This is a genomic window from Mycobacterium sp. E342 (genome assembly GCF_001667665.1).
In the GTDB taxonomy this organism is placed as follows: Bacteria; Actinomycetota; Actinomycetes; order Mycobacteriales; family Mycobacteriaceae; genus Mycobacterium.
This window is the reverse complement of record NZ_LZJM01000157.1, coordinates 1-23,539: the sequence shown is the minus strand read 5'-3', so window position 1 is coordinate 23,539 and position 23,539 is coordinate 1. Positions and strand designations below refer to the sequence as shown.

Below are 23,539 nucleotides of genomic sequence, written 5' to 3'. Positions count from 1 at the left end.
ATGGGGGGTATATAGTGAGCGGCGTGGTCGATTACAGCCGCAGAAGTCCACGACAAGGAAAAGGTGAGTGAAATGGCAAATTACGAAGCAGGCACCGAGCTGACCTGTGGCCACGAGGGCTGCGGGTGTCGCGTTCGCATCGAGGTCCCCTGCCACTGCTCCGGTTCGGGTGAGCCGTACCGCTGCACCTGCGGCGACGAGCTGACGCCGGTCAAGTAGTCCGCGCGCCGGTCGTCCGTTCGGGCGCGGATCCTTCCGCTTGAGCGTCGAGTGTGCGTCCGGGGTGGCGACACGCCGGGGAACCCCACCCTGAGCGCACAACCAAAGCCCTGCACGCACACTCAACGGCGGCCGCGGATCAGCGCCCGAACGTACGGCCGGCGAGCTCGGCCGTCGCCTCCAGCCGCGGGGTGACCGCCGAAGCGCTCACCGCCACCCGGTGAGCGCCCGCGGTGATGCGCCAGCCACCCACGCCGCGGTCGTAGCGCGCAACCAGGCGCGGGTCCGCCTCGATGGTGACCCGGCGGGCGGCGCCCGGCTCGAGCTCGACCCGCTCGAACCCCAGCAGCCGCAGGCATCGCCCGCCCGGCGCCGCGGTCAGGTAGAGCTGCGGGACGTCGGCGCCCGCGCGTTCACCGATGTTGACGACGGTGAAACTGGCGGTGAGCGTGTTCCCGCCGGCCACCACCAGCTCGCGGTAGTCGAAGTCGGTGTACGACAACCCGTGACCGAACGCGAACATCGGGGCCTCGCCGGTGGCGGCGAACCAGCGGTAGCCCACGTCCGATCCCTCGGCGTAGTCGATCGTGGTCGGCTCTCCCCATTCGGCGCCCACCCCCGGCAGCTCGGGGCGCGGCGTCTGTCCCAGGTCCACCGGAAACGTAATCGGCAACCGGCCCGACGGGTTGGCCTGGCCGGCAAGGATTTCCGCGATCGCCCGGCCGCCGGCCTGCCCCGGATACCAGGCTTGGACAATCGCCTGCACCGAGTCCCGCCAGGGCATGGTCACCGGGTTGCCGGTCTCGAGCACCACCACGGTGTTGGGGTTGGCGGCGGCCACGGCGGTGATCAATGCGTCCTGTCCCCACGGCAGCGTCAGGTCGGGAATGTCGAACCCCTCCCCTTCGGCGCGGACGGCGAACACGAGCGCGATGTCGGCGTTGCGCGCCGCCAGCGCCGCCTCCGCCGGGTTGATACCGGGATCGAAATCGATTCGGGCGTGCGGGAATTGCTTGCGCAGCTCGTCCAGCGGGCTTGACGGCAGCAGGTGCAGCTTACGCAGGCCGGCCTCCAATCCCGAGCCGCCGATCGGTATCACGGCCGCGAAGCCGCCCGGCGGGACGACGGCACTCGACCCGTAGCCGGCAGGCACCCCGACGTGTGCATATCCGCCGATGACGGCGATCCGGGCAGCCGAGTCCGGCGCCAAGGGCAGCAGCCCGCGGTTGGTCAACAGCACGATCCCCTGCCGGGCGATCCGCAACGCGATCTCGTGATGCGCGGCCGGGTCCGGTGCGGGCGCGGCTTCGGCCCGGTCGACGCCGACCGCGAACATCGATCGCAGAATCCGCCGGACCATGTCCGAGAGCCGTTCGCCGGTCAGCCGGCCGTCGGCATGGGCGGCACGCAGGGGCGCACCGAATGCCTCGGCCTGCCACAGCAGCGCGTCGAGTTGCGCCCCGCATTCTTGGTCGAGCCCGCCCAGCGCGCATTCCCAGGACGGCGTGGCCCCCCAGTCGGACATCACCCAGCCGCGGTACCCCCAGGCGCCCTTGAGCACCTGTTTGACCAGCACGTCGTTGGCGGCGGCATAGGTGCCGTTGACTTTGTTGTAGGCGGTCATCACGGCGCCCGGCCGCGAACGCTCGATGGCCAGTTCGAAGGCCAGCAGGTCGGATTCGCGATGGGCACCGGGATCGATGACCGCGTCCAAGAAGTGCCGGTTGGTCTCGTTGCAGTTCAGGGAGTAGTGCTTGACCGTCGAGATGACCTGCTGTCGCTGGATCCCGTCGACCGATTCCGCGGCCATCGTCGCGGTCAAAAGCGGGTCCTCGGACAGGTATTCGAAGTTGCGCCCGTTGCGCGGGTCGCGCACGAGGTTCATGGCGCCGGCGAGCTGCACGTTGAACCCGCGGCTGCGGGCCTCCCGGCCGATCAGCTCGCCCGCGGCGCGCGCGAGGGACGGGTCGAAGCTGGCGGCCAGCGCCAGCCCGGCGGGCAGCGCGGTCGCGGTGTCGCCCGGTCGGTAGCCGGGGTTGGTCACGCCGAGGCCGGCGTCGCTCATCAGCAACGCGGGGACGCCGAGCCGGGGCACGCCGGGGACGTAGCCCGCGCTCATCGGGACGTCCGGCGGGATGCGGCCGTCGCGCACCGGCCACATCTCCCCCGCGCCCATCACACCGACCAGCAGCGCGAATCGCTCGTCGTCGGTCAGCCGGGCTTCGACGTCGCGCGCCCGGGCGTCGGCGTCGTCGCCGAACGAGCTCACCGCACACCCTCTTTGCCGTAGACCACGCGCAGCACGTGCCCGAGCTCGGGGCCCATCACCAGCTCCGCCAGCTCGCCGAAGGTCGCGACGAACTCCGGCCCGTGCGGCGGCTCGGCCCGGCACAGATGGTGCGCGACTTCGTGGAGCACCACCAGCTCGCGCAGCGCCCAGTCGGCGGTGTCGCGGTCGGGCACCGCGATTACGCCTGCGCCGTCGCGGTATTCGTAATGGGCCGCCGTCGCGGCCCGCCGTGGTCGTACCCGCAGCGGCGGGACCGAGGGCCACCGCCGGCGCACCGCCGGCAACGCGAGCACGTCGTCAACATAGCGCTGCACGGCCGAAACGGAGCCGAATCGCGCCTCCGGCGGCAGGGTGAGCTGCGCTCCGAAGAAGTCCACGGCGCGCGACCCGTGCTCGGCGGCACGGTCGAACAGCATCCGGACGAACTCCTCGGCCGCGTACACCTTCGCTCGCTGGGAGTCCCGCGTGGCCGACGGCCCCGGGCTCACCGGCCCAGCGGGGTGCGCGCGCCGGGCAGTTCGGGGCTGTTGCCCAGCCGCGCCCGTCGGCCCGCACGGTCACCCGCGCGCCGCGCCGCCGAGGAGTAGCCCGCCGTCGCCCGAGTGACCTGATAGGTGCCGCGCGCCTTCGAAGCGCCCCGGTAATAGTCGTGCAGCTCGACATCCTTGTCCCGCAACGCAATAGCGGTACCGGGTGGGCGCCTGCGATCCTTGGCGGCCTCACGCCGGGCCTCGTCGCGGGCCTCCGCCAGCCGCTGGCCCACGCGTGCCCCAAAGGCCAGCTGAAAGTTCAGCCGCGCGGTGATGGTCGGTGTGGGCCGGTGCGCGCCCGACGCGAGGTAGACGTCCGACGCCCGCACCATCTGGACGACCAGGCTGGCGTACAGCGCGTGGGTGGCGTCGATGTCCTCGGCAAACCCATAGGCGTACACGAACGTCGAGTTGGACGCCACGTCGCAGCGCACGTCGTTCGCACGAGCGATCAGAACGAACAGCTGCACATACGTGCGCAGGCCCTTGGTGCCCGCGTTTCCGATGGTGATGGTGCGCTGCGTCGGGGCCTGGGCCGGCGAGCGGGTGGCCGCATGGGACCGCGCCACCGCCAGGTCGATGGAGGACGCCGTGGCCAGCCGCTGCGCGGCGCTCATGAAGGCGTCCGCCTCGTGCGGGTTGTCCGTGCCCTCGGCCTGACGCAACAGTGCGGCGATGCGGGCCAGCATTTTGTCGTCCGTCATGTGCGCCAAACTACTCAAGCCTTACGACAGCTTCGCCTCAGAGCCGCGCGGTGATCCACGAGACGACGTCGTCCAGCACCTGCTCGCGCTCCGGCTCGTTGAAGACCTCGTGGTAAAGGCCCGGGTAGACCTTCAGTTCGACGTCCGTCGACCCCACGCACTCGACCAGGCGCCGGCTGCCCGCGACGGGGATCAGGCGGTCCTCGGAGCCGTGCACCACCAGCAGCGGCGCGGTCAGCGCCGGCGCGCGCTGCGGCATGGTCTCGCCGACCTGGAACAGGACCCGGCCGATGCCGGCCGGGACCTTGCCGTGGTAGACCAGCGGGTCGCTCTTGTAGGACGCCACCACCTCGGGGTCCCGGGAAATGGCGTCGACGTCCAGTTCCTGCACCGGCAGCCCGGGCACCACCGCGCCGAGCACCCGGGCGGCCAGGACCATCAGCGGCGACACCTGATCCTGGGCCGCCACGGCAGGCCCCGAAAGCACCATCAGGTCGTAGTTGTCGGGGCGCTCGACGCCGTAGGCGAACACGATGGCGCCACCCATGCTGTGCCCGAGCACGACGCACTTCAGGCCCGGATGCTCGCGGGTGGCGATGCGGACGAGGCTGTCGAAGTCAGCGGTGTACTCGGAGATGTCCCGCACCAGCACCCGCTTGCCGCCCGAGCGGCCGTGCCCACGGTGATCCAGCGCGTAAGTGACCAGGCTCGCCGCACCGAAACACCGTGCGACGTGGTCATAGCGGCGGGCATACTCGCCGAGGCCGTGGGAGAGGACGACCACCGCCCGCGGCGCCGTGTCGGGAGTCCAGACGTCGTAAACGATGCGCACGCCGCCGAATCCGTCGAAGTTCCGTTCGTCGCGGTTCACCGCACAGTCCTAGTCATTAGGGGCAGCGTAATGGCTCCCGGCGCAGGTCGCCCCGCCAGACACTGTCGTAGGCTCTCCCATTGTGGGGCTGCTTGCGCAAAACGCCGCCGACTCAGAACTCGTCCCCGCGGCGGGCGGGGATTTCTCGGCACACGCCGAGCCGTACCGTCGTGAGCTGCTGGCGCACTGTTACCGGATGACCGGGTCGTTGCACGACGCGGAGGATCTGGTTCAGGAGACGTTGCTGCGGGCGTGGAAGGCCTACGACCGCTTCGAAGGCAAGTCCTCGATGCGGACGTGGCTGCATCGCATCGCCACCAACACCTGCCTGACCGCGCTGGAGGGGCGGCAACGCCGGCCGCTGCCGACCGGCCTGGGCGCACCCAGCTCCGACCCGACCGCCGAGCTCCACGAGCGCCGCGAGGTGCCCTGGCTGGAGCCGCTGCCGGACCTGGCCAACGACCCGGCCGACCCGTCGGTCATCGTCGGGTCCCGCGAGTCGGTGCGGTTGGCTTTCGTCGCTGCGCTGCAACACCTTTCACCCCGGCAGCGGGCTGTGCTGTTGCTGCGCGAAGTGCTGCAGTGGAGGGCGGCCGAAGTCGCCGAGGCGGTCGGCACCACGACGACCGCTGTCAATAGCCTGCTGCAGCGGGCCCGATCCCAGCTGGGCGCGGTCGGGCCCAGCTCCGGCGATCGGTTGGCGGCGCCGGATTCCCCGGAAACACAGGACCTGTTGGCCCGCTACATCGCCGCCTTCGAGACCTACGACATCGACGGCCTGGTGGAGCTGTTCACCGCCGAGGCGATCTGGGAGATGCCGCCGTACGCCGGCTGGTACCGCGGCGCGGGGGACATCATCACGCTCATTCACCAGCAATGCCCCGCCGAGTCCCCCGGCGACATGCGGCTGCTGCCGCTGGTCGCCAACGGCCAGCCCGGCGCCGCCATGTACATGCGTGCCGGCGAAATCCACGTGCCCTTCCAGTTGCACGTGCTCGACGTGCGGGGTGACCGGGTGTCGCACGTGGTGGCGTTCCTCGACGAGGCGTTGTTCGCGAAGTTCGGGCTGCCCGGTTCGCTGTGACGGATTCGCCCGAGATCACACCCGCGCCCGGGCGGCCGCGCCTGTTGTTGGGCTCTTACGCCCTCGCCGACGTGGGCTATTCGGCGAGGGAGTTCTTCCTGTCCGGGACGGCCACGTCCTACGCGCCCACGGTCCGGCTCGGGCCCGACGGGCGGTGGAACGTGTCCCCCTCGGGCACAGCGGATTACACCACCCGTGTGGTGGCGCTGACGCCGACGGATCCGGCGCGGTTCAACGGCACGGCACTGGTGGAGTGGCTCAACGTGAGCGGCGGCATCGACGCGCCCGCGGTGTGGATGATGGGGCACCGGGAAATCGTGCGCGCGGGTTACGCGTACCTCGCGGTCTCGGCGCAGAAGGTGGGCGTCGACGGCGGCGCGAGCCTGCTCGGCGTGGACATGTCGCTGAAAAGCCAGGACCCGGCCCGCTACGCGCCGCTGCACCACCCCGGCGACGCCTTCGCCTACGACATCTTCTCCCAGGCCGGCGGACTCGTCCAAACCGCCGGGGAAACCGGCGTTTTGGGTGAGCTGCGCGCCCAACGCGTGATCGCGCTGGGCGAGTCGCAGTCGGCGATGTTCCTGACCACCTACGTCAACGCCGTCGACCCGCTGGCCGAGACGTACGACGGGTTTTTGGTGCATTCCCGATTCGGCCCCGCGGCCCAGCTCGACGGGGCGTCCATCTTCGACGACGCCGGCGCACCGCAGGCCGTCGCGTTCCGCTCGGACCTGCGGGTGCCGGTGCTGACGCTCATCACCGAGACCGACCTCTTCGGTGGCGCCCGGGAGGGCTACTACTTCGCGCGGCAGCCCGACAACCCATGGCTGCGGGTCTGGGAGATTCCCGGGGCCGCGCACGCCGACAACTACACCATCCAGGTGGCACCCATCGACAGCGGCTCGGCACCGCTCGCGGACATCGTCGCCGCATACGCGCCCACGAACACGCTGATGGGCCAGCACCTTTCGCATCACATCAACTTCGCCCCGCAACACCACTACGTGGTGCAGGCGGCGCTCGCCGCGCTGAACGCGTGGGTGTGCGGTGGCCCGCCCGCGCCCGGTGCGGCGCCCATGCGGGTGCGCGACGCCTTTGGGCCGCAACCCGTCCCGGACGCCCACGGCCTGGCGCAGGGCGGCGTCAGAACGCCGTGGGTGGACGTACCGGTCGCGCGAACCTCGGGACTCGGCGGCGACGAGGGCGTCATGGCCGCGTTGTTCGGCTCCGGCGAACTCTTCGACGCCGACACATTGCGCCGGCTCTACCCGGGCGGCGTCCCCGAGTACCTGGAACGGTTCGCCGCCGCGCTCGACGCGTCGATCCGATCGGGCTTCATCCTGGCGGCCGACCGCGCCGAGATCCTCGAACTGGCCGCCGCGGCCTATCCCGGCGACCGGCCTTAGAACAGCCGGCTGTCCGGCGGCGGCCCCGGCACCGGGCGGACCAACCCGGCCCCGGTGACCAGCGGGAGGTCCAGCGCCGAGAGCAGCCCGGGCGGGGCCGCGCACACCGCCGGGATGGCGTTGACCATCCGCGACGCCCCCGCAATGCGCGCACCCAGGTCGTGGTCGTGGTCTTCGGCCATCTCGAATTCGCAGCGCATGGTCGGCGATCCCTCGATCTCCACCCGGTAGAGGCCGCGGCCGGTGGCCTGCCCGTAGCCGAGGTCCTTCGGCGGGATCGAAATGTGGGGCTGCGGCCAGTTCGGGGCGATGTCGTCGCGCATCCGGGTCACGTGGTCGAGGACGAAAGTCGGCTTGCCGCCCACGTATCCGGTCAGCGTGGAGCGCATGGCCGCGATCGTGCCGGCGGCGATGTGGCCGGTGGGGGTGTCGAACGCCTCGGTGGCGGGAATGCGTTCGTTGCTCTCCTCGATGTCGTCGATCGTGACACCCAGGCCGGCCGCGAGCTGATGTAAGACAGGGCCCCAGCCGAAGGTGAACATTCCGGGCTGGGCGGCGAACGCCTGGTATTCCGGCGGCTGGCCGAACCCGAGGATCTCGTACACGGCGGCCCGGTCCGGGTAGGTGGCGTAGTTGAACATCTCGGTCACCCGCACCGAGTCGATGGTCCGCGCGACGCCGGTGAGCACCAGCGGCAGAACGTCATTGGCGAAACCCGAGTCGATGCCGGTGGTGAAGAACGACACCCGGCCGTCCAGCGCGGCCCGCCGCAGCGGATCGGTGAACACCGCGCCCGCCGGACCCAAGCCGTCCGGAAACACCAGCGGCACCACCGAACACGACACCACGTTCTTTCCGGCCCGCAGGATCGAGACCATGTCCGCGACCGCCTCCAGGGGCCGCAGGTTGGCACCGGCGGCATACACCACCGCGTCGGCGTCGCCGGCGAGCAGCGCCGCCTGATCCTGGGTGGCAACCACCCCGACCGGCGCTGTTCCGCAGAGCTCCCCGGCGTCGCGGCCCGCCTTGGTGTCGCTGTGCACGACGAGGTCGACCAGCTCCAACTCCGGGTGGTCGATCACGCCGCGTAAGGCGATCACTCCCATGGAACCCGGCCCCCACACTCCCACCTTGATCACGACGGATCGTCTCCTAATATTAGGACGGTTATCCTTGCATTTTGGACGGATCGTAGGGAGGTGGACATCAGCACGTCAACCGCCAAATCACCGCCGACCGCGCGGGTGATGGATGTGCTTGCCGCTCTTGCGGATTCGCCTGCCGGGCTGACATCCGCCGAGGCGGCCAAGCGCTGCGCGATCAGCACCTCCACCTGCGCCCTTGTCCTCGCCGAACTGGAGGGCCGCGCCTGGGTGGCGCGCCGCGAAGATCGCCGCTACGTCCTGGGCAGTGGCCTGTTCGGCCTGGTGCACGGGCTGCGCCTGCAGTTCCCGCTGCTCGACCGCGGTCGCGAAGCGCTGCGATTCCTGCACGAGACGCTCGGCGCGGGCTGCTCGATGTCGAAAATCGGCGGGCGGCACCTGACCACCGTGGACGCGGTCGGTCACGGCACCGACGGCGGGCAGGCCGTCGGTCAGCGCTTCCCCATCGATCCGCCGTTCGGCCTGGTCGCAATGGCCTGGCGCGACGACGAATGCGTCAACGCCTGGCTGCACCGGGTGACGCCACGGCTGACCCGGACGGAGATCGCGGAACACCAGCGGGTGCTCGCCGACATCCGGGCCCGCGGGTACGGCGCGTGGCGGTTCGACGACACCCACCAGTCATTGCACCACCGGCTGACCGACCTGCTCGCCTCGCTGGAGCCGACGGCCCAGGTCACCCGCCAGCTCACCACGCTGATGACCATGGTGACGCTGCAGTCGGTCACCGATGTGCTCGAAACCTACTTGGCTGCAGCTGAATTCGTGGTGTTGCCGATCTTCGCCCACGATGGCCAGCCGGAGTACCAGATCGAGATCCACCTGGGCCGCTCCACCGGACTGGCCCTGCCCGAACTCGACGCCGCATTGCGGCACGCCCAGGGGCTGCTCGCCGCGACAGTGGCCTGATGACCCGATTACAGTGAGCACATGTCTGCCCACGCGCACGTTCGGCGCGCGGCCGAGCGGGCCGTCACCACGACACCGTGGCTGACCTCCCGGCACTCGTTCTCGTTCGGCGATCACTACGATCCGGACAACACCCATCACGGGCTGCTGCTGGTCAACAACGACGACATCGTCGCGCCCGGAACCGGATTCGGCACGCATCCGCACCGGGACATGGAGATCGTGACCTGGGTCCTGCGGGGCCAACTGGCGCATGAGGACTCCATCGGTAATCGCGGCGTGATCTATCCCGGCCTGGCCCAGCGCATGTCGGCGGGCAGCGGAATCCTGCATTCGGAGAAGAACGAGTCAACCACGGAGCCAGTACATTTCGTGCAGATGTGGGTGGTACCCGACCAGGCCGGCATCACCCCGGCCTATGAACACCACGAGATCGGGGCGGACGCCCTGGAGGGCGCACTGGTGACGATCGCCTCGGGCATCCCCGGCCGGCCCGGAGCCATCGCCCTGCACAACCGCAACGCCGCGCTGCACGCCACGCGGTTACCCGCCGGCGCCGCGGCGACCCTTCCGCACGCGCCCTACCTGCACCTGTTCGTCGCGCGCGGCGCGGCCACGTGCGAAGGCGTCGGCGAACTGCGGGAGGGTGACGCCGTCCGGTTCACCGACTCCGGCGGCCGGCTTGTCACCGCGATCGAACCGTCGGAGCTGCTGGTCTGGGAGATGCACGCGGAGCTGGGCGCCCCGAGCCCATAGAGTGGGCGTGACAGACAGGAGCCGGCATGTCTCAATCGCGGCCGCAGCACGCGGCGCCCAACCCCGACCGGAGCATCAAGGCGGTCCGCACGGTGCGGTTCTGGGCCGCGCCGCTGGTCATCACGCTGGCCCTGATGTCGGCGCTGTGCGCGCTCTACCTCGGCGGCATCTTGAACCCGATGACCAACCTGCGGCACTTCCCCATCGCCGTGGTGAACGAGGACGCCGGGCCGGCGGGGGCGGAGCTGACGGGTCGATTGGTCAACGGCCTGGACAAGAACAAGTTCGACGTCCGCGTGCTCGCCCGCGACGCGGCCAAGCATCAGCTGGAGACGGGACACGTATACGGTTCGGTGCTGATACCGCCGAGCTTCTCGTCGAAGCTACGGGATCTGGGCGCCAGCGCGGTGCTTCCCGGTCCTGCGGAGCGGCCGGTGATCACGATTTCGACGAACCCGCGGGCCGGCACGCTGGGCGCCAGCATCGCCGGCCAGACCCTGAACATGGCGATGGGCGTGGCCAATGGCGAAGTGGGCGAACGACTTCTCGCGCAGGTCAAGGCGCAGACCGGCGGCGCCCCGCTCGCCGGGGCCGCCGAAGAGGGCCTGTCCACTCCGATCGAGATCGAATCGACCGTGTACAACCCGCTGCCCAACGGCACCGGTAACGGGCTGTCCGCCTTCTATTACGCCCTCTTGCTACTGCTCGCGGGGTTCACCGGCAGCATCGTGGTCAGCACCCTGGTCGACGCCCTGCTCGGTTACGTACCAGCCGAATTCGGGCCGGTGTACCGCTTCGCCGAACAGGTCAGGATCTCGCGCTTCCAGACGCTGCTACTCAAGTGGGCCATCATGGTGTTGCTCGGGCTGCTCACCTCGGCGGTGTATCTGGCGATCGCCCACGGGCTGGGCATGCCCATCGGTCTCGGCTGGCAGCTCTGGGCCTACGGGATGTTCGCGATCGCCGCAGTGGGCATCACCTCCAGTTCGCTGCTCTCGGTGCTGGGCACCGGCGGCCTGCTGGTCAGCATGCTCATCTTCGTGATCCTGGGGCTGCCGTCGGCCGGTGCCACCGTGCCGCTGGAGGCCACGCCGCCCTTCTTCCGCTGGCTGGCCGAATTCGAGCCCATGCACCAGGTCTTCCTGGGCACCCGGTCGCTGCTGTACTTCCACGGGCGCGCGGACACCGGGATATCGCAGGCGCTGGTCATGACCTCGATCGGCCTCGTCATCGGACTGCTCCTGGGCGGCGTCGTCACCCACCTCTACGACCGCAAGGGCTACCACCGGATCGCGGGGGCGGTCGAGATGGCGATCGCCATGGAACACCAGGCGCGCCAGGGCAAGCACGAGCGCGCGGCTGAGCCCGAGCCCGAGCCCGAAACCTCAAGCGAGCAAACGTAATTCGAACGTCGCCCAAGCGTCATCCGCCCGTGACTTAGATTGACAGTGTGACGGATGTGACTGATGATGTTGATGTTGCATCCAGGTCCGGGTGGAAAGGGCGATCGTGCTGACCCGACGCGCCAGCTTGCGCCGGCTGGTTGCCGGCTGCACCGCCGTGGTCGCGTGCGTCGCCCTCGCGAACAGCACCGGACAGCCGGTGGCGCGCGCCGCCGACGGCCGTGACCTGCTGGCCAACGCCATCGACACCACCAAGGGGTCCTACCTGGTCTACAACTTCGGACCGGGTCACCCGGCGCCGATGCTCAACGCCGGCGGCAGCTGGTATGAGATGAACAACGGCGGCCACCTGATGATCATCAAGAACGCTGCCGGACGACTGTCGCCCCACCTGCTGGTCGACACCCACCAAGGGGATCAGGCGCGCTGCGAAAGCAATCCCGGCGCCCGCACCGCCGAGGGGCTGTGGCAGGCGTCGGAACTCTATGCGCCGCTGCAGGCGTGGCAGCGGATGGGCCAGCCGACGATCGCGATCAACGCCAACTTCTTCGACGTGCGCGGACAGAAGGGCGGCTCGTGGCGGCAGACCGGCTGCAGCTCACCGCTGGGCGCCTTCGTGGACAACACCCACGGCCAGGGCCGCGCCAACCAGGCCGTCACCGGCACCGTCGCCTACCCCGGCAAGCAAGGCCTCTCGGGTGGCGGCGAGAGCTGGAGCGCCCTGACGACGATGATCCTGCCGTCCGGCGGGGCGCCGTACGTGGTGTGGCCGAGGACCAAGAACGACTACGACTCGGCCACTCCCGTGGTCGCCGACCTGCTGAACAAGAACGAGCGGTTCGTCGCGGTGTCCGGGATCGGGCTGCTGGCACCGGGCCAGAGTCAGCAGCTGCACGACGGAGGACCCAGCGCCGCGCGAACGGCTCTGGCGTACTCGAGGCAGAAAGACGAGATGTACATCTTCGAGGGCGGCAGCTATACACCGGACAACATGCAAGACCTGTTCCGCGGCCTCGGCAGCGACAACGCCGTCCTGCTCGACGGCGGTGGGTCGTCGGCGATCGTGTTGCGCCGTGACACGGGCGGCATGTGGGCGGGCGCGGGCTCGCCGCGCGGGTCGTGCGACACCCGGCAGGTGCTCTGCGATTCGCACGAACGGGCGCTGCCCAGCTGGCTGGCCTTCAACTAGCCGGCCCGAAGCGGAAGATCAGCAGGCTGGCCGCCACCACGGCCGCCGTGACCGCGAAGACCGGAGCGACGACGAATCGTGACATCGTCGCGCCCAGGAAGGCGCCGGCGCACATCGTCGACACGACGCTGAGGCGCAACGCCTGACGGGCGCCGCTCCCGCCGGCCAGGCGGCTGTCCAGACCAAGGCTGACGATCGTCGACGTCAGCACTGTGGTGGACAGTTCCTGGATGCCGAACTGGCGCGCGCTGGAGTGCTGCAGGCCGAAGGTGACCGCGAGAATGCCGATCATGATCAGCTTGGTGTTGTCGTGATACCGCAGGGCGCCGGTGCCGGCCAGCGTCGCCAATGCCAGCAAAAGGGCGATCTCCGTTGCCAATACGGTGGTGATCCACGCCCGCGTCCGGTCGGCGAAATGCCGCGACATCCGGCCGCTGAGGATCGTGGTGCAGACGAAGGTGGGCAGGGCTACCACGACCGCGGTCAGGTCGATACTCGTTCGAGGCGCCAGCCAAAAGCCCAGGAAGATAACGTTTCCCGTCATGTTGGCCACGAACACGTGTCCGAGCACCAGGATGCTGATCGAGTCCGCCAGGCCGGTGGCGAAGGTCAACAACAGCAGAGCCGCGACGGTCGAGCGCTCCGACACCGGCGAGGTAACGGCCATGGGTCGTAGCAGACCGCGCTAGACGTGCGGCGTCAAATCCAGCGACGTGATGGTCGTCATCCTGGTCACCAGCCATCGGTTCTTGGCGCGCTTGAGGAACAGCCGGTAGGACAGGTACTTCAGCGAGGGCACGTTCTTGGTCAACGGGCTGGTCGACGTGGTGTTGGTGTACACGATGACCACGGCGCTGGAGTCGTCGATCGATTCGACGGCCGCGCCCGTGACATCGGTGTGGTTGGTGATCTTGGCCTGCTTGTTGGGCGCCACGATGGCGTCGACGAACTTGCGGTACTGCGCCTCGAAATCCCCGCTGAGATAGCGTGACGCGCGGTCGGCGAGGGTGTCCATGTTCTCGGGCGTGTAGGTCCACAGCGTGGTGATCGCATCGGCCGCGGTCCGCGCCACTTTGAGTTTGGTTGCCGCGGCGGCACGATCGGCCAGGTATGGCTGCACGGTCGCACCTGCGAAGGCCGCCGATCCGACGAACAGCACCGCGGCCGCGATGACGGCGATCGCCAGCCGCTTGCCGGCCAGCCATCGCCGCTTCGTGCGAACGCCGGGTTGCGCGTCGGCGGCGGCATCGTCGTCCGTCGTGGATTCTTCTGCGGCAGAAGCGCCTTCGTCGGCGTTTGGCGAATCCGCGCGCCCCTCCGAGGCGGCGGTCTCGTCGGCGGCTAGATCACCTGCTGCAGGTTGCTGATCTTCCACTGCTTCCCTTCCTGCGTTGCGGTCGCCGTCCACCGGTTGGCGTTTTCCCAGACTTGTTTACCGTCGGGCGATTTGGTGCTGACCGCGGTCGCCACGATGACGGTCGCGCTGCCATCGTCGTTCCATCGCTCCACCCCCGCATCCAGGACGGTGCCGGTGGCCGGTTCGGCGCGGGCCACCTGCAGCAAGATCTCGTTCGCCTTGTCGCGGTACTCCTTGGCGAAGTCGCCGGTCGCCTGGGCGAGAACCCGTGTCACGTAGTCGTTGGCATGGAACGGGTCGATGGAGGTGAACTGCGTCATGAAGCCGGTCACGTAGCTGAGCACCTCGCGGTTCCTCGACGCGGCGCGCTCGCGGGATTCATGGTTGGCGAGCATCAGGCTGCACACCGTGATCGCGGCCGCCATGAAAACGGCGGCGACGGCGCTGGCCCACGCCAGGCCCCAGGGCCGCCCCGGCGGCACCGGGCTCGGGACCAGCAGGGGTTGCTCGTCCGGCGTGAACTTGCGGCGCGGGCTCACTTTTCGGCCCCGGCCGGTTTGGGCTTGGTGAGCACAGTGAGGTCGTCGACGAGCCAACGGCCGCCGTCCTTGGTGAACGTGACCCGGACGGTGGCGGAGATGTAGCGTTCGTCGGGTGCGGCGCCGCGCCGTCCCTGCATGAACATCAGCATCGTCGCCCGATCCGGCGACGCCGACTGGATCGCGTGGTCGGTCACCCAGTACTCGTTGATGACCGGGGTGCCCTTCTGCACCATGTCTTGCTGGGCGGCCAGCTGCTTGCGGTATTTGTCGGTCGCCAACGCCAGGGCGCGGGCGAAGTCGTCGTGCAACGACTTGGGGTCGTAGGTCAGCATTTGCGCGACGATCTTGGGCCCCTGCGTGTCGAGCTGGGCCCGGGCCCGGTCGGTGGCCCGATCGGGGGCGAACACCGCCGCGTAGCTGATCGCCGCGCCGGCGATGCACAGCGCGGTCGCGCCCAGCACCACGACGGTCGTCCACCGCCACACGCCGAATGCCGGCTCGGCGGGTTCCCGACGTCGCACCTCGGTGCGCAACAGCATGTCGGCGAAGGTGCGGCGCCCCGAATCCCACAGCGGCCAAAGCCATCCCACCACCGAGACGGTGTCGAGCAGGTGGGCCAGGTCGCGCAGCAGCAGCGCCCACGGCCCGACGGGCTCGCCATCGCGCCGCGCGACCGCCACGCCGAAGAGGGCCCGCCCCACGCTCCAGCCGGTGACCGTCGGCAACAGCAGCCGGTTCGCCAGCACCAGCAGGATCACGATCCCGATGGCCGCGATGCAGAGCCACCACCACACGCCTCGCGGCGGAACGGTGAAGAACACCAGCGCCATCGTGGCCACCGCGGCGGCACCCGGCAGCACGTCGACGGCGAACGCACCGGCGCGAAGATGCCAGGGCGCCAGGGCATTCGAAGTGGGCTCCTGGGCGGCCGTGGCCGGTGGCTTCTCGACCACCACCGTCACTTCGTCACCTGGTCGAGCTTGGCGATCTTGTATTGCCCTTCGGCCATCGCCATTTTCACCCGCAGGCGGTAGCCGGTTTCGTTCTGCGTCTGGTCGTTGGCGACCTTGACGCGCACCGCCACCAGCACATCGACGGAACCGTCGGGATTGTTGCGTTCGACGGCGGCCCGCATGTCGGAGACCTGGACATGGACGTTGGCGGCCTGATACGCCTGGACGAGCATGCTGGTGTAGAGCAGCGCCTGGGAGCGGAATGCGTCGGTGCCGCAGTCGATGATCTTCTGTTCGCTCGCGGCCATCGCGTTGGTGTCGGGGGCCTGGGTCGCCGAGACGCAGTCGACGGCGGCCTTGAGCGCCGCGGCGTCATTTCGGGCGATCGCCTGGCTTTCGTGGTGGTAACGCAACGCGAAGTAACCGCCGGCGCCGGCGGCCGCGGCGCAGAGCACGAGCGCAGCGGCGATGCCGGCCAGCCAGCCCCGGCCCAACCGCGACGGGCGGCGCTCGGCGGCGGCCTCATCGGGTGCGGCCTCGGGACTGGTCTCCTCGCTTGCGCCCTCCGGTTCGGCGGGCTCATCGGCGGCCACCGCTGGGCTGATCTGCTCGGCTCCGCCCTCGGATTCTGACGAATCCTCCGCCGTCACCTCCGGACTAATCTGCTCGGCTCCGCCCTCGGATTCTGACGAATCCTCGGCCGTCACCTCCGGGCTGATCGGCTCGGCTCCGCCCTCGGATTCTGACGAATCCTCGGCCGTCACCTCCGGGCTGATCGGGTCGGCGGCGACCGCCGGGTCCTGGTTCTTCGAACGCCGTCTGCTCAGACGACGAAGCTTCGGCATCGGTGGGGGGTTCAGCCGGCTGGTGCCAGCATCTCCTTCCATCCGTCGTCTCCTGTTCTGGCCGAGTTTTCGACAGAGTATTTAACCCCGTCTGGCCCTACCAGTTCACCGCTTTGAGGGCTGTAGGTCGCCACCGGTGGTCCGCTGGGGGTGTAAACACACGGGTTGGGCTGCTGGCCGTTGCACTGCACCGTACCCGACCCCGGTCGCGACAACGGGTCGCTGGTCGGCGGGGGCGTACCCGACACCCGGTCGGAGGGGGCGGGGTTGAGGCCGGTGTCGATCGACGGCGCCGGGATCACCTGGCCCGGCTTCACCGGTTGGTCACAGCGGGCCGAGGGGGCGGGGCAGGTCAGGATCTGGTTGGGATCGCCGTACCAGGGGTTGGTACCCGCCGGCACGTACGGCTTGGGGTCGCGGCATTCCCGCGGCGTGGCCGCCCGCTTGCCCTCGATGTCCGTACACGGGATGTTGCGCGACCCGCGCACGCTGTTGGCCGGGGTGTCCATCGGAATCTTGCAATAGGTGCCCGACGGCAACGGCTGGATGCTGGTGTCGGCCGGGGACCGCCACTCCGATGCCGGGATGAAGCCGGTCAGGCACGGCGGCGGCTGGTTGATCGACAACGCCAGGTCCAGTGCCGCCATGTTCGGGAACGGCGCCGCCACCGTCTGGGCGATCGACGCGCCCTGCGGCAGGAACACCAGCACCTGCTCGACGCCGGTGTGGTACCGCTTGAGCAGGTCGAACACCACCTCGAGGTTGGCCAGCGTCTGCGGCAGCGAATCCCGCACGTCGCTGAACACCTCGTTGACCTGGTCGGCCGTCGGCGCCGCCTGGCGCAGCACGCTTTTCACGTGCTGGTCTTCCTGGGCGGACTGGGCGCCCAGCCTGTTCAGGTTGCGCGCCCAGCGCTCGATGGCATCACCGGACTTGACCTGGCTGTCGAGGATCGGTCCCGAGTTCTGGATGATGTCGTTGACGTCGGTGATGTTGGTCTTGAAATCGCCGACGATCGCCTGAGTGGAATCCACCAACCGCTGCAGGGCGGGACCCAGTCCGCCGACGGATTGCGCTGTCTCGTCCAGCAATTGGGCGATCTTGTCCTTGGGCAGCACGGCGAGCCCGCGGTTCGCCGTGTCCAGCGCCGGGCCGATCTCGGCCGGCACCGTGCCCTTGGTGATCGTCTGACCGTCCGACAAGAACTTGCCCGGGTTCCCGGTCGACTCCAGGTCCAGGTATTGCTCACCGACGGCCGACACCGAATGCACGTTGGCCGTCGCGTCGGTGGGGATCTTGTAGCGGCTGTCGATGCTCATCGTCGCCTCGGCGCCGCGCTCGGTCGGTTCGACGTCGGTGACCTTGCCGATGGTGATGCCGCGATACGTCACGTTCGCCGTCGGATACAGGCCGCCCGACGCGGGCAGCTCGGCCTTCAGCGTGTACCGGCCGACGCCGACCAGGCTCGGGATCTGCAGGTAGTACACCCCGAGCACGAGCAGCGAGATGACCGTCAGGATCCCGAACGCGATCAGCTGGCGTCTGACGAAAGGAGTCAGCAATTCCTGTCCCCCCTTTCCACCAGTGGCCCGCCGGGCGCGTCATTCGGGTTCGGCGTGTAGCGGACGTCGGGGATCATCGTCTCGGGATCACGCCCGAACGACTGCTCGAGCGCGCGCAGGGCCCCCGACAGTCCGGTGCCGGTGAGGAACGCGTTGTCCACCGAGCTGTAGGTCACGTCGAGCGTCAGCGAAATGTTGATGTAGTCGCCGCGGAAGATCTTCGGCACCGTGTCGATGTCGAACGGCTGCGTGAGGATCAGCTTCAGCGCACCGATCAGATACGGCGAGGCGCGGCCCAGCTCTTTGAGCGGGCATTGCAGTGCCTGCAGGTCGGTGTGCAGGGGCCCGCGGGCTTCCGACAGGTACTGGTCGGCGGCCTGGCTGAGGCGTCCCACCGCGTCGACGGCGTTGATCAGCAGGTTCTTGGTGTCGGCGAAATGCTTGACCAGCGGCGGGATGTCGGTCAGCACCCGGTCGAGGACGTCGGCCCGGTTGCCGACGTAGCCCAGGAGCCGGTTGGTCGAGTCGATCGCGTGGGTGATGTCGTCGCGCTGCGCGTTGAGCTGGCTGGTGAAGGTGTCCAGTTTGCCCAGGAAGGACCGGATCGCCTCGCCGCGGCCGTTGAAGATGTTGTAGACCTCGTTCTGCAGCACCTCCAGGTTGGGGATGCCGCCGCCGCGCAGGATCAGCGATAGGCTCGCCAAGGTCTGCTCGGTGGTCGGATACGCCGAGGAATTCTTCAGCGGGATGGTGTCGCCATCCTTGAGCAGCTGCGGCGACGGGCTCGGCGGCGAGGCGAGCTCGACGTGCTGGGAACCCAGCAGCGAGGTCTGCCCGATCTTGGCGGTGGCGTTCTTCGGCAGCTTGACGCTCTTGTCGACGCCCAGGGTCAACGTGGCAATCCAGTTCTTCAGCTCGATCTTCTTGATCGACCCGACGAAGACGTCGGCCACCATCACCTTGCTGTTGCCGTTGATCGCCAGCGTGTCGGGTACCTGCACGTAGAGCGTCATGGCACCCGAGCCGCTGCCTGGGCCACCCGGGATCGCGACGTTGGAGATCCCACGCCAGCCGCACGAACTCAACACCAGTGCGGCCACCAGCAGGACCAGCCCCTGCCAGGCCCCGCGGCGAACCAGTCTCACCGACCTCACTGGCCGTCGGTTCGGCTTGCTCCTCGCGCGTACCGCGCTCGTCCCGCGCCTCAGTGCTAGACGGTTCGGCTTGCTCCTCGCGCGTACCGCGCTCGTCCCGCGCCTCACTGGCCACCCCCGAGGTCAGCGGGGACAGCCGGCCCACCCGCGTTGGGTGCGGGCGCCGCGACCGGCGCCGGCGTCGGGGCCACTGGGCCCGGGGCCACGTCGGGTCCAGGCGGCGGCGGCTGGATCGGCACCGGCGCGTTCAGGCCGATGGGCGGCACGATCGGGTTCTCGTCGTAGGCGTTCGGCGGTCCCGGCGGAGTCTGCAGGTTCGACTGGACCGGCGCGATGTTGGGGCCCCCCATGAGTTCGGCCAGCGAATCCGGCGTCATCAGGCCCGCGGTGATCGGCCCGACCTGCTGGCCCTGCATCCCGGGCGCCACGATCCAGCCGGGCTGGGTGTTGCGGTGCGACGTCGGGGTGTCTGGAACCCAGATGCCGGGCACAGTGGTGTCCTTGTATCCGTTCGGCGGGTGCAGCCGGTCCTCCGAATAGGCCACTTCCTTGGGCAGGGTCTCGGCGGTGCTGAACAGGTTGGCACCGAACGGCAGGTAGTTGAACTTGATGGCGTCGAGGATCGGCGCCAGGTATTGCGCGCACAACTCCGCGGACTCCTGGTAGCCGAGCCGGCTGCCCGCCTGGATCGAGCTGCAGATGAACTGCATCGGGTTGGCGAAGTTCGTGATCGCCGGGATGGCGACCACCGATCCGTGCGACGGGTGATAGATCTGGTTGATGTTCGCCGCGGCCGTCGGCAGGACGTGCAACGCGGTCTCCAGCCCGTTGAGCGGATCGGGCTGCAGGATCGTGTTAGTCACCGTCGCCAGGTTGTTGATGTCGTAGGTCAGCACCTCGCGGTTCTTGTTCAGGAACGGGCGCACCGTGGACAGCAGGCCGTCGAACTGCTCGATCGCGTTCGACAGGTCGCTGTCGTTGTGCGCGAGCCGCGTGGTGAACTCCGCCAGGTTCTGGTTCAGCGCGACGAACTGCTGGTCGTCCTTGTGCAGCGCGTTGACGAACAGCGCCAGGCTCTTCACCACGGCGAAGAAGTCGCCGCGGCCCTCGTTGAGCGCGGTGAGCGCCTGCGACAGGTTGCTCAGCGTGGTGTTGAACTCCTTGCCCTTGCCGGCCAGCCCGTTGGCATAGGACTCGATGACCTCACCGAAAGGTCCGGTCGGCTGCTCCGGCGTCGGGCCCAGCTTGGAGATGATGTTCGTGATGCTGTTGCGCAGCTGGTCCCACTCCACCGGGACCTGCGTGCGGTCCTCGGGGATCACCGCGTTGTCGGCCAGCACCGGCCCACCCTTGTAGGGCGGCTCCAACTGGATGGCCCGCGACGCCACCAGCGTCGGGTTCAGGATCACCGCGTTGGCGTTGGCGGGAACCCGGTACTTGTTCTCGTAGTGGAAGGTGACCTTCATCTTGTCGCCGGCCGGCTCGATCTTGTCGATCGCGCCCACCCGCAACCCCATGATCTGGACCTTGTCCCCCGGGTAGAGCGCGTTCGCCGCCGGGAAGTAGGCCACCACCGTGTTGTTGGTCAGCTTCTCGAAAAGCCGCCAGCCGACGAACCCGACGACCACGGCCAGCACGATCACCAGCGACCCGAGGATGACGGTCGCCCGGGTCAGCTTCGGTAGCCGGATGTTCCGGATGTCAAAGGCGGTGCTCAATTCTGGCTACCTCCCCCGGCAGCGCCGCTGCCTCCCGCTCCGCCTGGGTTGATGAACGGCGCCGGCAATTGCGCGCCCGGTCCGGGCGGCGCCGCCGGTCCCGGCGGGAACCCGGGCGCGAACGTCGACGGCGGCGGCGTCGGTCCGGCCGGCGCCAGGTTCTCGGTGCGCGCGCCCGGCGGTGCCTGCGCCGGCAGCGGCACGGGCGTCCCCGGGACGTCCGGGGGCGGGTCGCCCGGCCGGCCGGCGATCGGGATGCCCGGCGTGGGCGGCAGACCGTCGGGGTTCGGCGGCGAGGTCAGCACGTCGACCGGCGCCGGGAAGCCCGGCCCGCCGAACGGTCCGATGCCCCCACCGGCGCACGGCAGCGGATTCCACGGCCGCGGCAGACCCTCGTCGCCGACGGTCACGTTGCCGCCCGGGTTGGCCGGGGTGTAGGAGCAGGGCGACCCTGGCGGGACGGCCGGCCCCGGGTGCTCCGGCGTCCCCTCCAGCACCGGGGGTGCCGGCGGCGGTGCCCCGTTGGGGAATCGGGTGCCGTTGGGATCGGGCCACCGGAACTCCGGCAGGCCGGCGCTGCGCCAGAAGTTCTCCGGGTCGATGCCGCGCTTCTTGAAGGCGGCGTCAACCCACGGCTGGATGATCTGGTACAGCGCGAGGTTGTGCAGGACCACCTTGAAGAACGGTCCCGACGCGATGGCCTCGTTCAGCGACGGCAGGAACTTGCCGACCTCGGTGAGCCCGGCGGCGACGTCGTCCTTGCGCTCCTTCAAGATGTCGCTGACCGTGCGCAGCTGTTCGAGCACGTGGTTGAGGTTCGGGTTGTCGTTGATAAAGCCCTTGACCTGTTCGGAGAAGGCGGCGACGTTCGCCAACAACGCATTGATGGCCTGGCCGCGTTCGTTGAAGGCGGCCAGCAGCGTCTTCGTGTTGACCAGCAGGCGATCGACCTGCTCGCTGCGGTCACCGAGGACGCTGGCCACCTGGTTGGCCTGGGCGAGCAGATGCTTGACCTGCTCGTCGCGCTTTCCGATCGTGTCGGAGAACTTGGCGACGCCGTCGAGCGCCGCGCTCAGGTGCGGGTAGGTCTGGTCGATGGTCTGCGACAGGACGTGCAGCGATTCCTTGACCGTGTCGATGTTCCAGCCCTGGGCCGCCTTGGTGACGTCGAAGAACGCGTCATAGATCTGGTAGGGCGTCGTGCTCTGCCCAATCGGTAACGAGTTTCCGGGCCTCAGTTGCTGATTGCCCCGGTTCTCGACCTCGAGGATCTTCTTCCCCAGGATCGTGTCCGTCTTGATCGCCAGCCGGCTCTCGGTGCCGATGGATGCGGTGCCGAGATTGAATTTGACCAGGATGTGGTCGTTTTCGATGCTGATGGCCTCGACCTTGCCGACGTCCACGCCGGCGATCCGCACCTTGTCACCCACCCCGATGCCCCCGGTATCGGTGAACTGGCCGTAGTAGTGCGGCTTCGCCATCAGCATGGGCACGCTGGTGAAGCTCTGACCCACGCCGATGACGAGCAGGGTCACGATGATGCCCATCAGCCCGATGCGAACCCGGTTGGGCGGTTCCAGTGTTCTCATTGCGGCGTGCACCTACCCGTCGGCTGCTGGAATAGCCGGACCGTGCGGACCGGGCCGCCGCCCTGCAAACCGTTGATCTTGAGCGTGATGTCGCAGGCGTAGAAGTTCACGAAGTCGCCGTAGGAGCCGATGGCGCGTCCGATCATGTTCAAGGCGGTGGGCACCCTCTTGAGGTAGTCGTTGAGGCCGTCGCGCTGGTCGATGAGCGGCTGCTGGATCGCGTCCAGATAGTTGAGCGTCTTGTGCAGCAGCCCGCGGTCCTCAGCGAGCAGGTCGGCGACCGTGCCGGCGGCGTTGCTGATGTGCGCGGTCCCGCCGGCCAACTGGTCGCCGTGGTCCTTCAGCCCGGTGATGAGCACCTCGAGGTTGTTGACCGTCTGGTCGAACTGCTGCCGGTGGCGGACCGTGGTGTCCAGCACGATGTTCAGGTTCTTGATGACCTCGCCGATGGCCTGGTCGCGCTCACCGAGCTGGTTGGTCAGCTGCGCGGTTTGGTCGAGGATGTCGTTGATGGTGCCGCCCTGGCCCTGGAACACCGTGATCAGAGACGTCGCGATGGTGTTCACCTTCTGCGGGTCCAGCGCGCGGAACAGCGGCTTGAAACCACCGATCAGGGCGTCCAGGTCCAGCGCCGGCGAGGTCCGCGACACCGGGATGAAGCCGCCCTTGGGCAGGATCTTGTCGGCGCCCTCGCCCTCGCCACGCTTGAGCTCGAGGTAGCGGTTACCGATCAGGTCGAGGTAGCGGATCTGCGCGGTCGTCGACTGGTACAGCGGCACCGAGCGGTCGACGTTGAACTTCACCCGCGCCCGCTTGCCGCCGTCGGCCAGCTCGACCGAGTCGACCTTGCCGATCTCCACCCCGGAGGCGCGGACGAACTGGCCCGCCCGCAGCCCGCTGGCGTTGGCGAACTCGGCCGAGTACGAGGTCGTGCGGTCAAAACGCATCTGACCGAACACGACGATGATCATCACAGTGAAGATCAGCAGCACCAACGAGAAGATGCTGAGCCTGACGATGGTTCCGGTGATTTTCATGGGTTGATCGTGTTATCCCCTACTTGGCGGCCCCACACGTACTCGATGGCGTACGGGGAGCCGGTGTCGAGGTGGTTGTACGGCGCGATGCTGTTGCCGCTGTCCATCACCAATTCCGGTGCGGGCCACAGGTCGTGGGTGATCTGCTGCCAGCAACCGGGGGCGCCCCCCGGCCCGCCGCGCGCGTTCACCCGCGGCAGGTTCTCCGGGTAGGTGTACGGGTTGGGCGCGCCGCCGACCACGCCGGCCAGCCCGCCG

21 protein-coding genes and 2 pseudogenes are annotated in these 23,539 nt (G+C 68.8%); 7 read left to right on the top strand and 16 right to left on the bottom strand.

What is annotated here, in order from left to right; all coding sequences use genetic code 11:
* Positions 1–72: 72 nt before the first annotated feature.
* Complete coding sequence (gene mymT, locus A5692_RS28190; RefSeq protein WP_073877879.1) at positions 73–219, top strand: metallothionein MymT; 147 nt, start codon at positions 73–75, stop codon at positions 217–219.
* 139 nt (positions 220–358) lie between these two features.
* Here mymT and A5692_RS10925 read toward each other — a convergent pair whose 3' ends face one another.
* Genes A5692_RS10925 through A5692_RS10910 form a run of 4 tightly spaced genes read right to left on the bottom strand, consistent with a single transcriptional unit; the run spans position 359 to position 4,575 of the window.
* Positions 359–2,488, bottom strand: a complete 2,130-nt coding sequence (locus tag A5692_RS10925) for a beta-glucosidase (RefSeq protein ID WP_197514421.1) — start codon at positions 2,486–2,488, stop codon at positions 359–361.
* On the bottom strand, positions 2,485–2,997 hold the full coding sequence (locus tag A5692_RS10920) for a TIGR04338 family metallohydrolase (RefSeq protein ID WP_068055639.1): 513 nt from the start codon (positions 2,995–2,997) through the stop codon (positions 2,485–2,487). The genes A5692_RS10925 and A5692_RS10920 overlap by 4 nt, the downstream gene beginning before the upstream one ends.
* Positions 2,994–3,743, bottom strand: a complete 750-nt coding sequence (locus tag A5692_RS10915) for a DUF2786 domain-containing protein (protein ID WP_068055636.1) — start codon at positions 3,741–3,743, stop codon at positions 2,994–2,996. Before A5692_RS10915 ends, A5692_RS10920 begins: the two co-directional genes overlap by 4 nt.
* A gap of 37 nt (positions 3,744–3,780) precedes the next feature.
* Entirely contained in the window at positions 3,781–4,575 is a 795-nt protein-coding gene (locus A5692_RS10910; RefSeq protein WP_369830286.1) for a lysophospholipase, read from the bottom strand.
* Here A5692_RS10910 and A5692_RS10905 point away from each other — a divergent pair.
* A pseudogene (locus A5692_RS10905) lies at positions 4,568–5,698 on the top strand (sigma-70 family RNA polymerase sigma factor). The gene A5692_RS10910 and the pseudogene A5692_RS10905 sit on opposite strands and share 8 nt — an antisense overlap.
* A complete protein-coding gene (locus A5692_RS10900; RefSeq protein ID WP_068055627.1) occupies positions 5,695–7,104 on the top strand; it encodes an alpha/beta hydrolase domain-containing protein in 1,410 nt (469 codons plus the stop codon). Before A5692_RS10905 ends, A5692_RS10900 begins: the two are co-directional and overlap by 4 nt.
* On the opposite strand, the gene A5692_RS10895 is transcribed toward A5692_RS10900, so the two are convergent.
* On the bottom strand, positions 7,101–8,243 hold the full coding sequence (locus A5692_RS10895) for a dihydrodipicolinate reductase (protein WP_082962575.1): 1,143 nt from the start codon (positions 8,241–8,243) through the stop codon (positions 7,101–7,103). The genes A5692_RS10900 and A5692_RS10895 overlap by 4 nt on opposite strands.
* A 108-nt stretch (positions 8,244–8,351) precedes the next feature.
* Between A5692_RS10895 and A5692_RS10890 the strand changes: the two genes are divergently transcribed.
* The 4 genes from A5692_RS10890 to A5692_RS10875 all read left to right on the top strand — a co-directional run bounded on the left by A5692_RS10890 (position 8,352) and on the right by A5692_RS10875 (position 12,524).
* The gene (locus A5692_RS10890) at positions 8,352–9,176 is read left to right on the top strand and encodes a MarR family transcriptional regulator (RefSeq protein WP_068055662.1); all 825 of its coding nucleotides are present in this window, start codon (positions 8,352–8,354) and stop codon (positions 9,174–9,176) included.
* A 21-nt stretch (positions 9,177–9,197) separates the two neighbouring features.
* Positions 9,198–9,932 (top strand): pirin-like bicupin family protein, encoded by a 735-nt coding sequence (locus tag A5692_RS10885; protein ID WP_068055621.1) that lies wholly within the window; start codon positions 9,198–9,200, stop codon positions 9,930–9,932.
* Positions 9,933–9,958: 26 nt separating this feature from the next.
* Entirely contained in the window at positions 9,959–11,335 is a 1,377-nt protein-coding gene (locus tag A5692_RS10880) for a YhgE/Pip domain-containing protein (RefSeq protein WP_068055617.1), read from the top strand.
* 79 nt (positions 11,336–11,414) lie between these two features.
* Positions 11,415–12,524 carry a phosphodiester glycosidase family protein gene (locus A5692_RS10875; RefSeq protein ID WP_156766022.1) on the top strand — a complete coding sequence of 370 codons (1,110 nt, stop codon included), beginning with the start codon at positions 11,415–11,417 and terminating at the stop codon, positions 12,522–12,524.
* On the opposite strand, the gene A5692_RS10870 is transcribed toward A5692_RS10875, so the two are convergent.
* From A5692_RS10870 to A5692_RS10820, 11 genes and pseudogenes are all read right to left on the bottom strand, one after another.
* Positions 12,517–13,191 (bottom strand): YoaK family protein, encoded by a 675-nt coding sequence (locus A5692_RS10870; RefSeq protein WP_068055613.1) that lies wholly within the window; start codon positions 13,189–13,191, stop codon positions 12,517–12,519. The genes A5692_RS10875 and A5692_RS10870 overlap by 8 nt on opposite strands.
* An 18-nt stretch (positions 13,192–13,209) precedes the next feature.
* The gene (locus tag A5692_RS10865; protein WP_068055656.1) at positions 13,210–13,899 is read right to left on the bottom strand and encodes a mammalian cell entry protein; all 690 of its coding nucleotides are present in this window, start codon (positions 13,897–13,899) and stop codon (positions 13,210–13,212) included.
* The gene (locus A5692_RS10860; protein ID WP_068055654.1) at positions 13,866–14,420 is read right to left on the bottom strand and encodes a mammalian cell entry protein; all 555 of its coding nucleotides are present in this window, start codon (positions 14,418–14,420) and stop codon (positions 13,866–13,868) included. The genes A5692_RS10865 and A5692_RS10860 overlap by 34 nt, the downstream gene beginning before the upstream one ends.
* Positions 14,417–15,385 carry an RDD family protein gene (locus A5692_RS10855; RefSeq protein WP_068055610.1) on the bottom strand — a complete coding sequence of 323 codons (969 nt, stop codon included), beginning with the start codon at positions 15,383–15,385 and terminating at the stop codon, positions 14,417–14,419. Before A5692_RS10855 ends, A5692_RS10860 begins: the two co-directional genes overlap by 4 nt.
* Positions 15,382–16,263 carry an Mce protein gene (locus A5692_RS10850; protein WP_156766021.1) on the bottom strand — a complete coding sequence of 294 codons (882 nt, stop codon included), beginning with the start codon at positions 16,261–16,263 and terminating at the stop codon, positions 15,382–15,384. Before A5692_RS10850 ends, A5692_RS10855 begins: the two co-directional genes overlap by 4 nt.
* A complete protein-coding gene (locus A5692_RS10845) occupies positions 16,233–17,783 on the bottom strand; it encodes a virulence factor Mce family protein (protein WP_068055607.1) in 1,551 nt (516 codons plus the stop codon). Before A5692_RS10845 ends, A5692_RS10850 begins: the two co-directional genes overlap by 31 nt.
* The gene (locus A5692_RS10840; protein WP_068055604.1) at positions 17,777–18,928 is read right to left on the bottom strand and encodes a virulence factor Mce family protein; all 1,152 of its coding nucleotides are present in this window, start codon (positions 18,926–18,928) and stop codon (positions 17,777–17,779) included. Before A5692_RS10840 ends, A5692_RS10845 begins: the two co-directional genes overlap by 7 nt.
* A gap of 113 nt (positions 18,929–19,041) precedes the next feature.
* Positions 19,042–20,655: a virulence factor Mce family protein gene (locus A5692_RS10835; RefSeq protein ID WP_068055599.1), complete on the bottom strand. Its 1,614-nt coding sequence runs from the start codon at positions 20,653–20,655 to the stop codon at positions 19,042–19,044.
* Entirely contained in the window at positions 20,652–22,244 is a 1,593-nt protein-coding gene (locus A5692_RS10830) for a virulence factor Mce family protein (protein WP_068055594.1), read from the bottom strand. The genes A5692_RS10835 and A5692_RS10830 overlap by 4 nt, the downstream gene beginning before the upstream one ends.
* Positions 22,241–23,281: a virulence factor Mce family protein gene (locus A5692_RS10825; protein ID WP_068055591.1), complete on the bottom strand. Its 1,041-nt coding sequence runs from the start codon at positions 23,279–23,281 to the stop codon at positions 22,241–22,243. The genes A5692_RS10830 and A5692_RS10825 overlap by 4 nt, the downstream gene beginning before the upstream one ends.
* Positions 23,278–23,539, bottom strand: a pseudogene (locus A5692_RS10820) (MCE family protein); the annotation flags it as partial. The gene A5692_RS10825 and the pseudogene A5692_RS10820, both read right to left, overlap by 4 nt.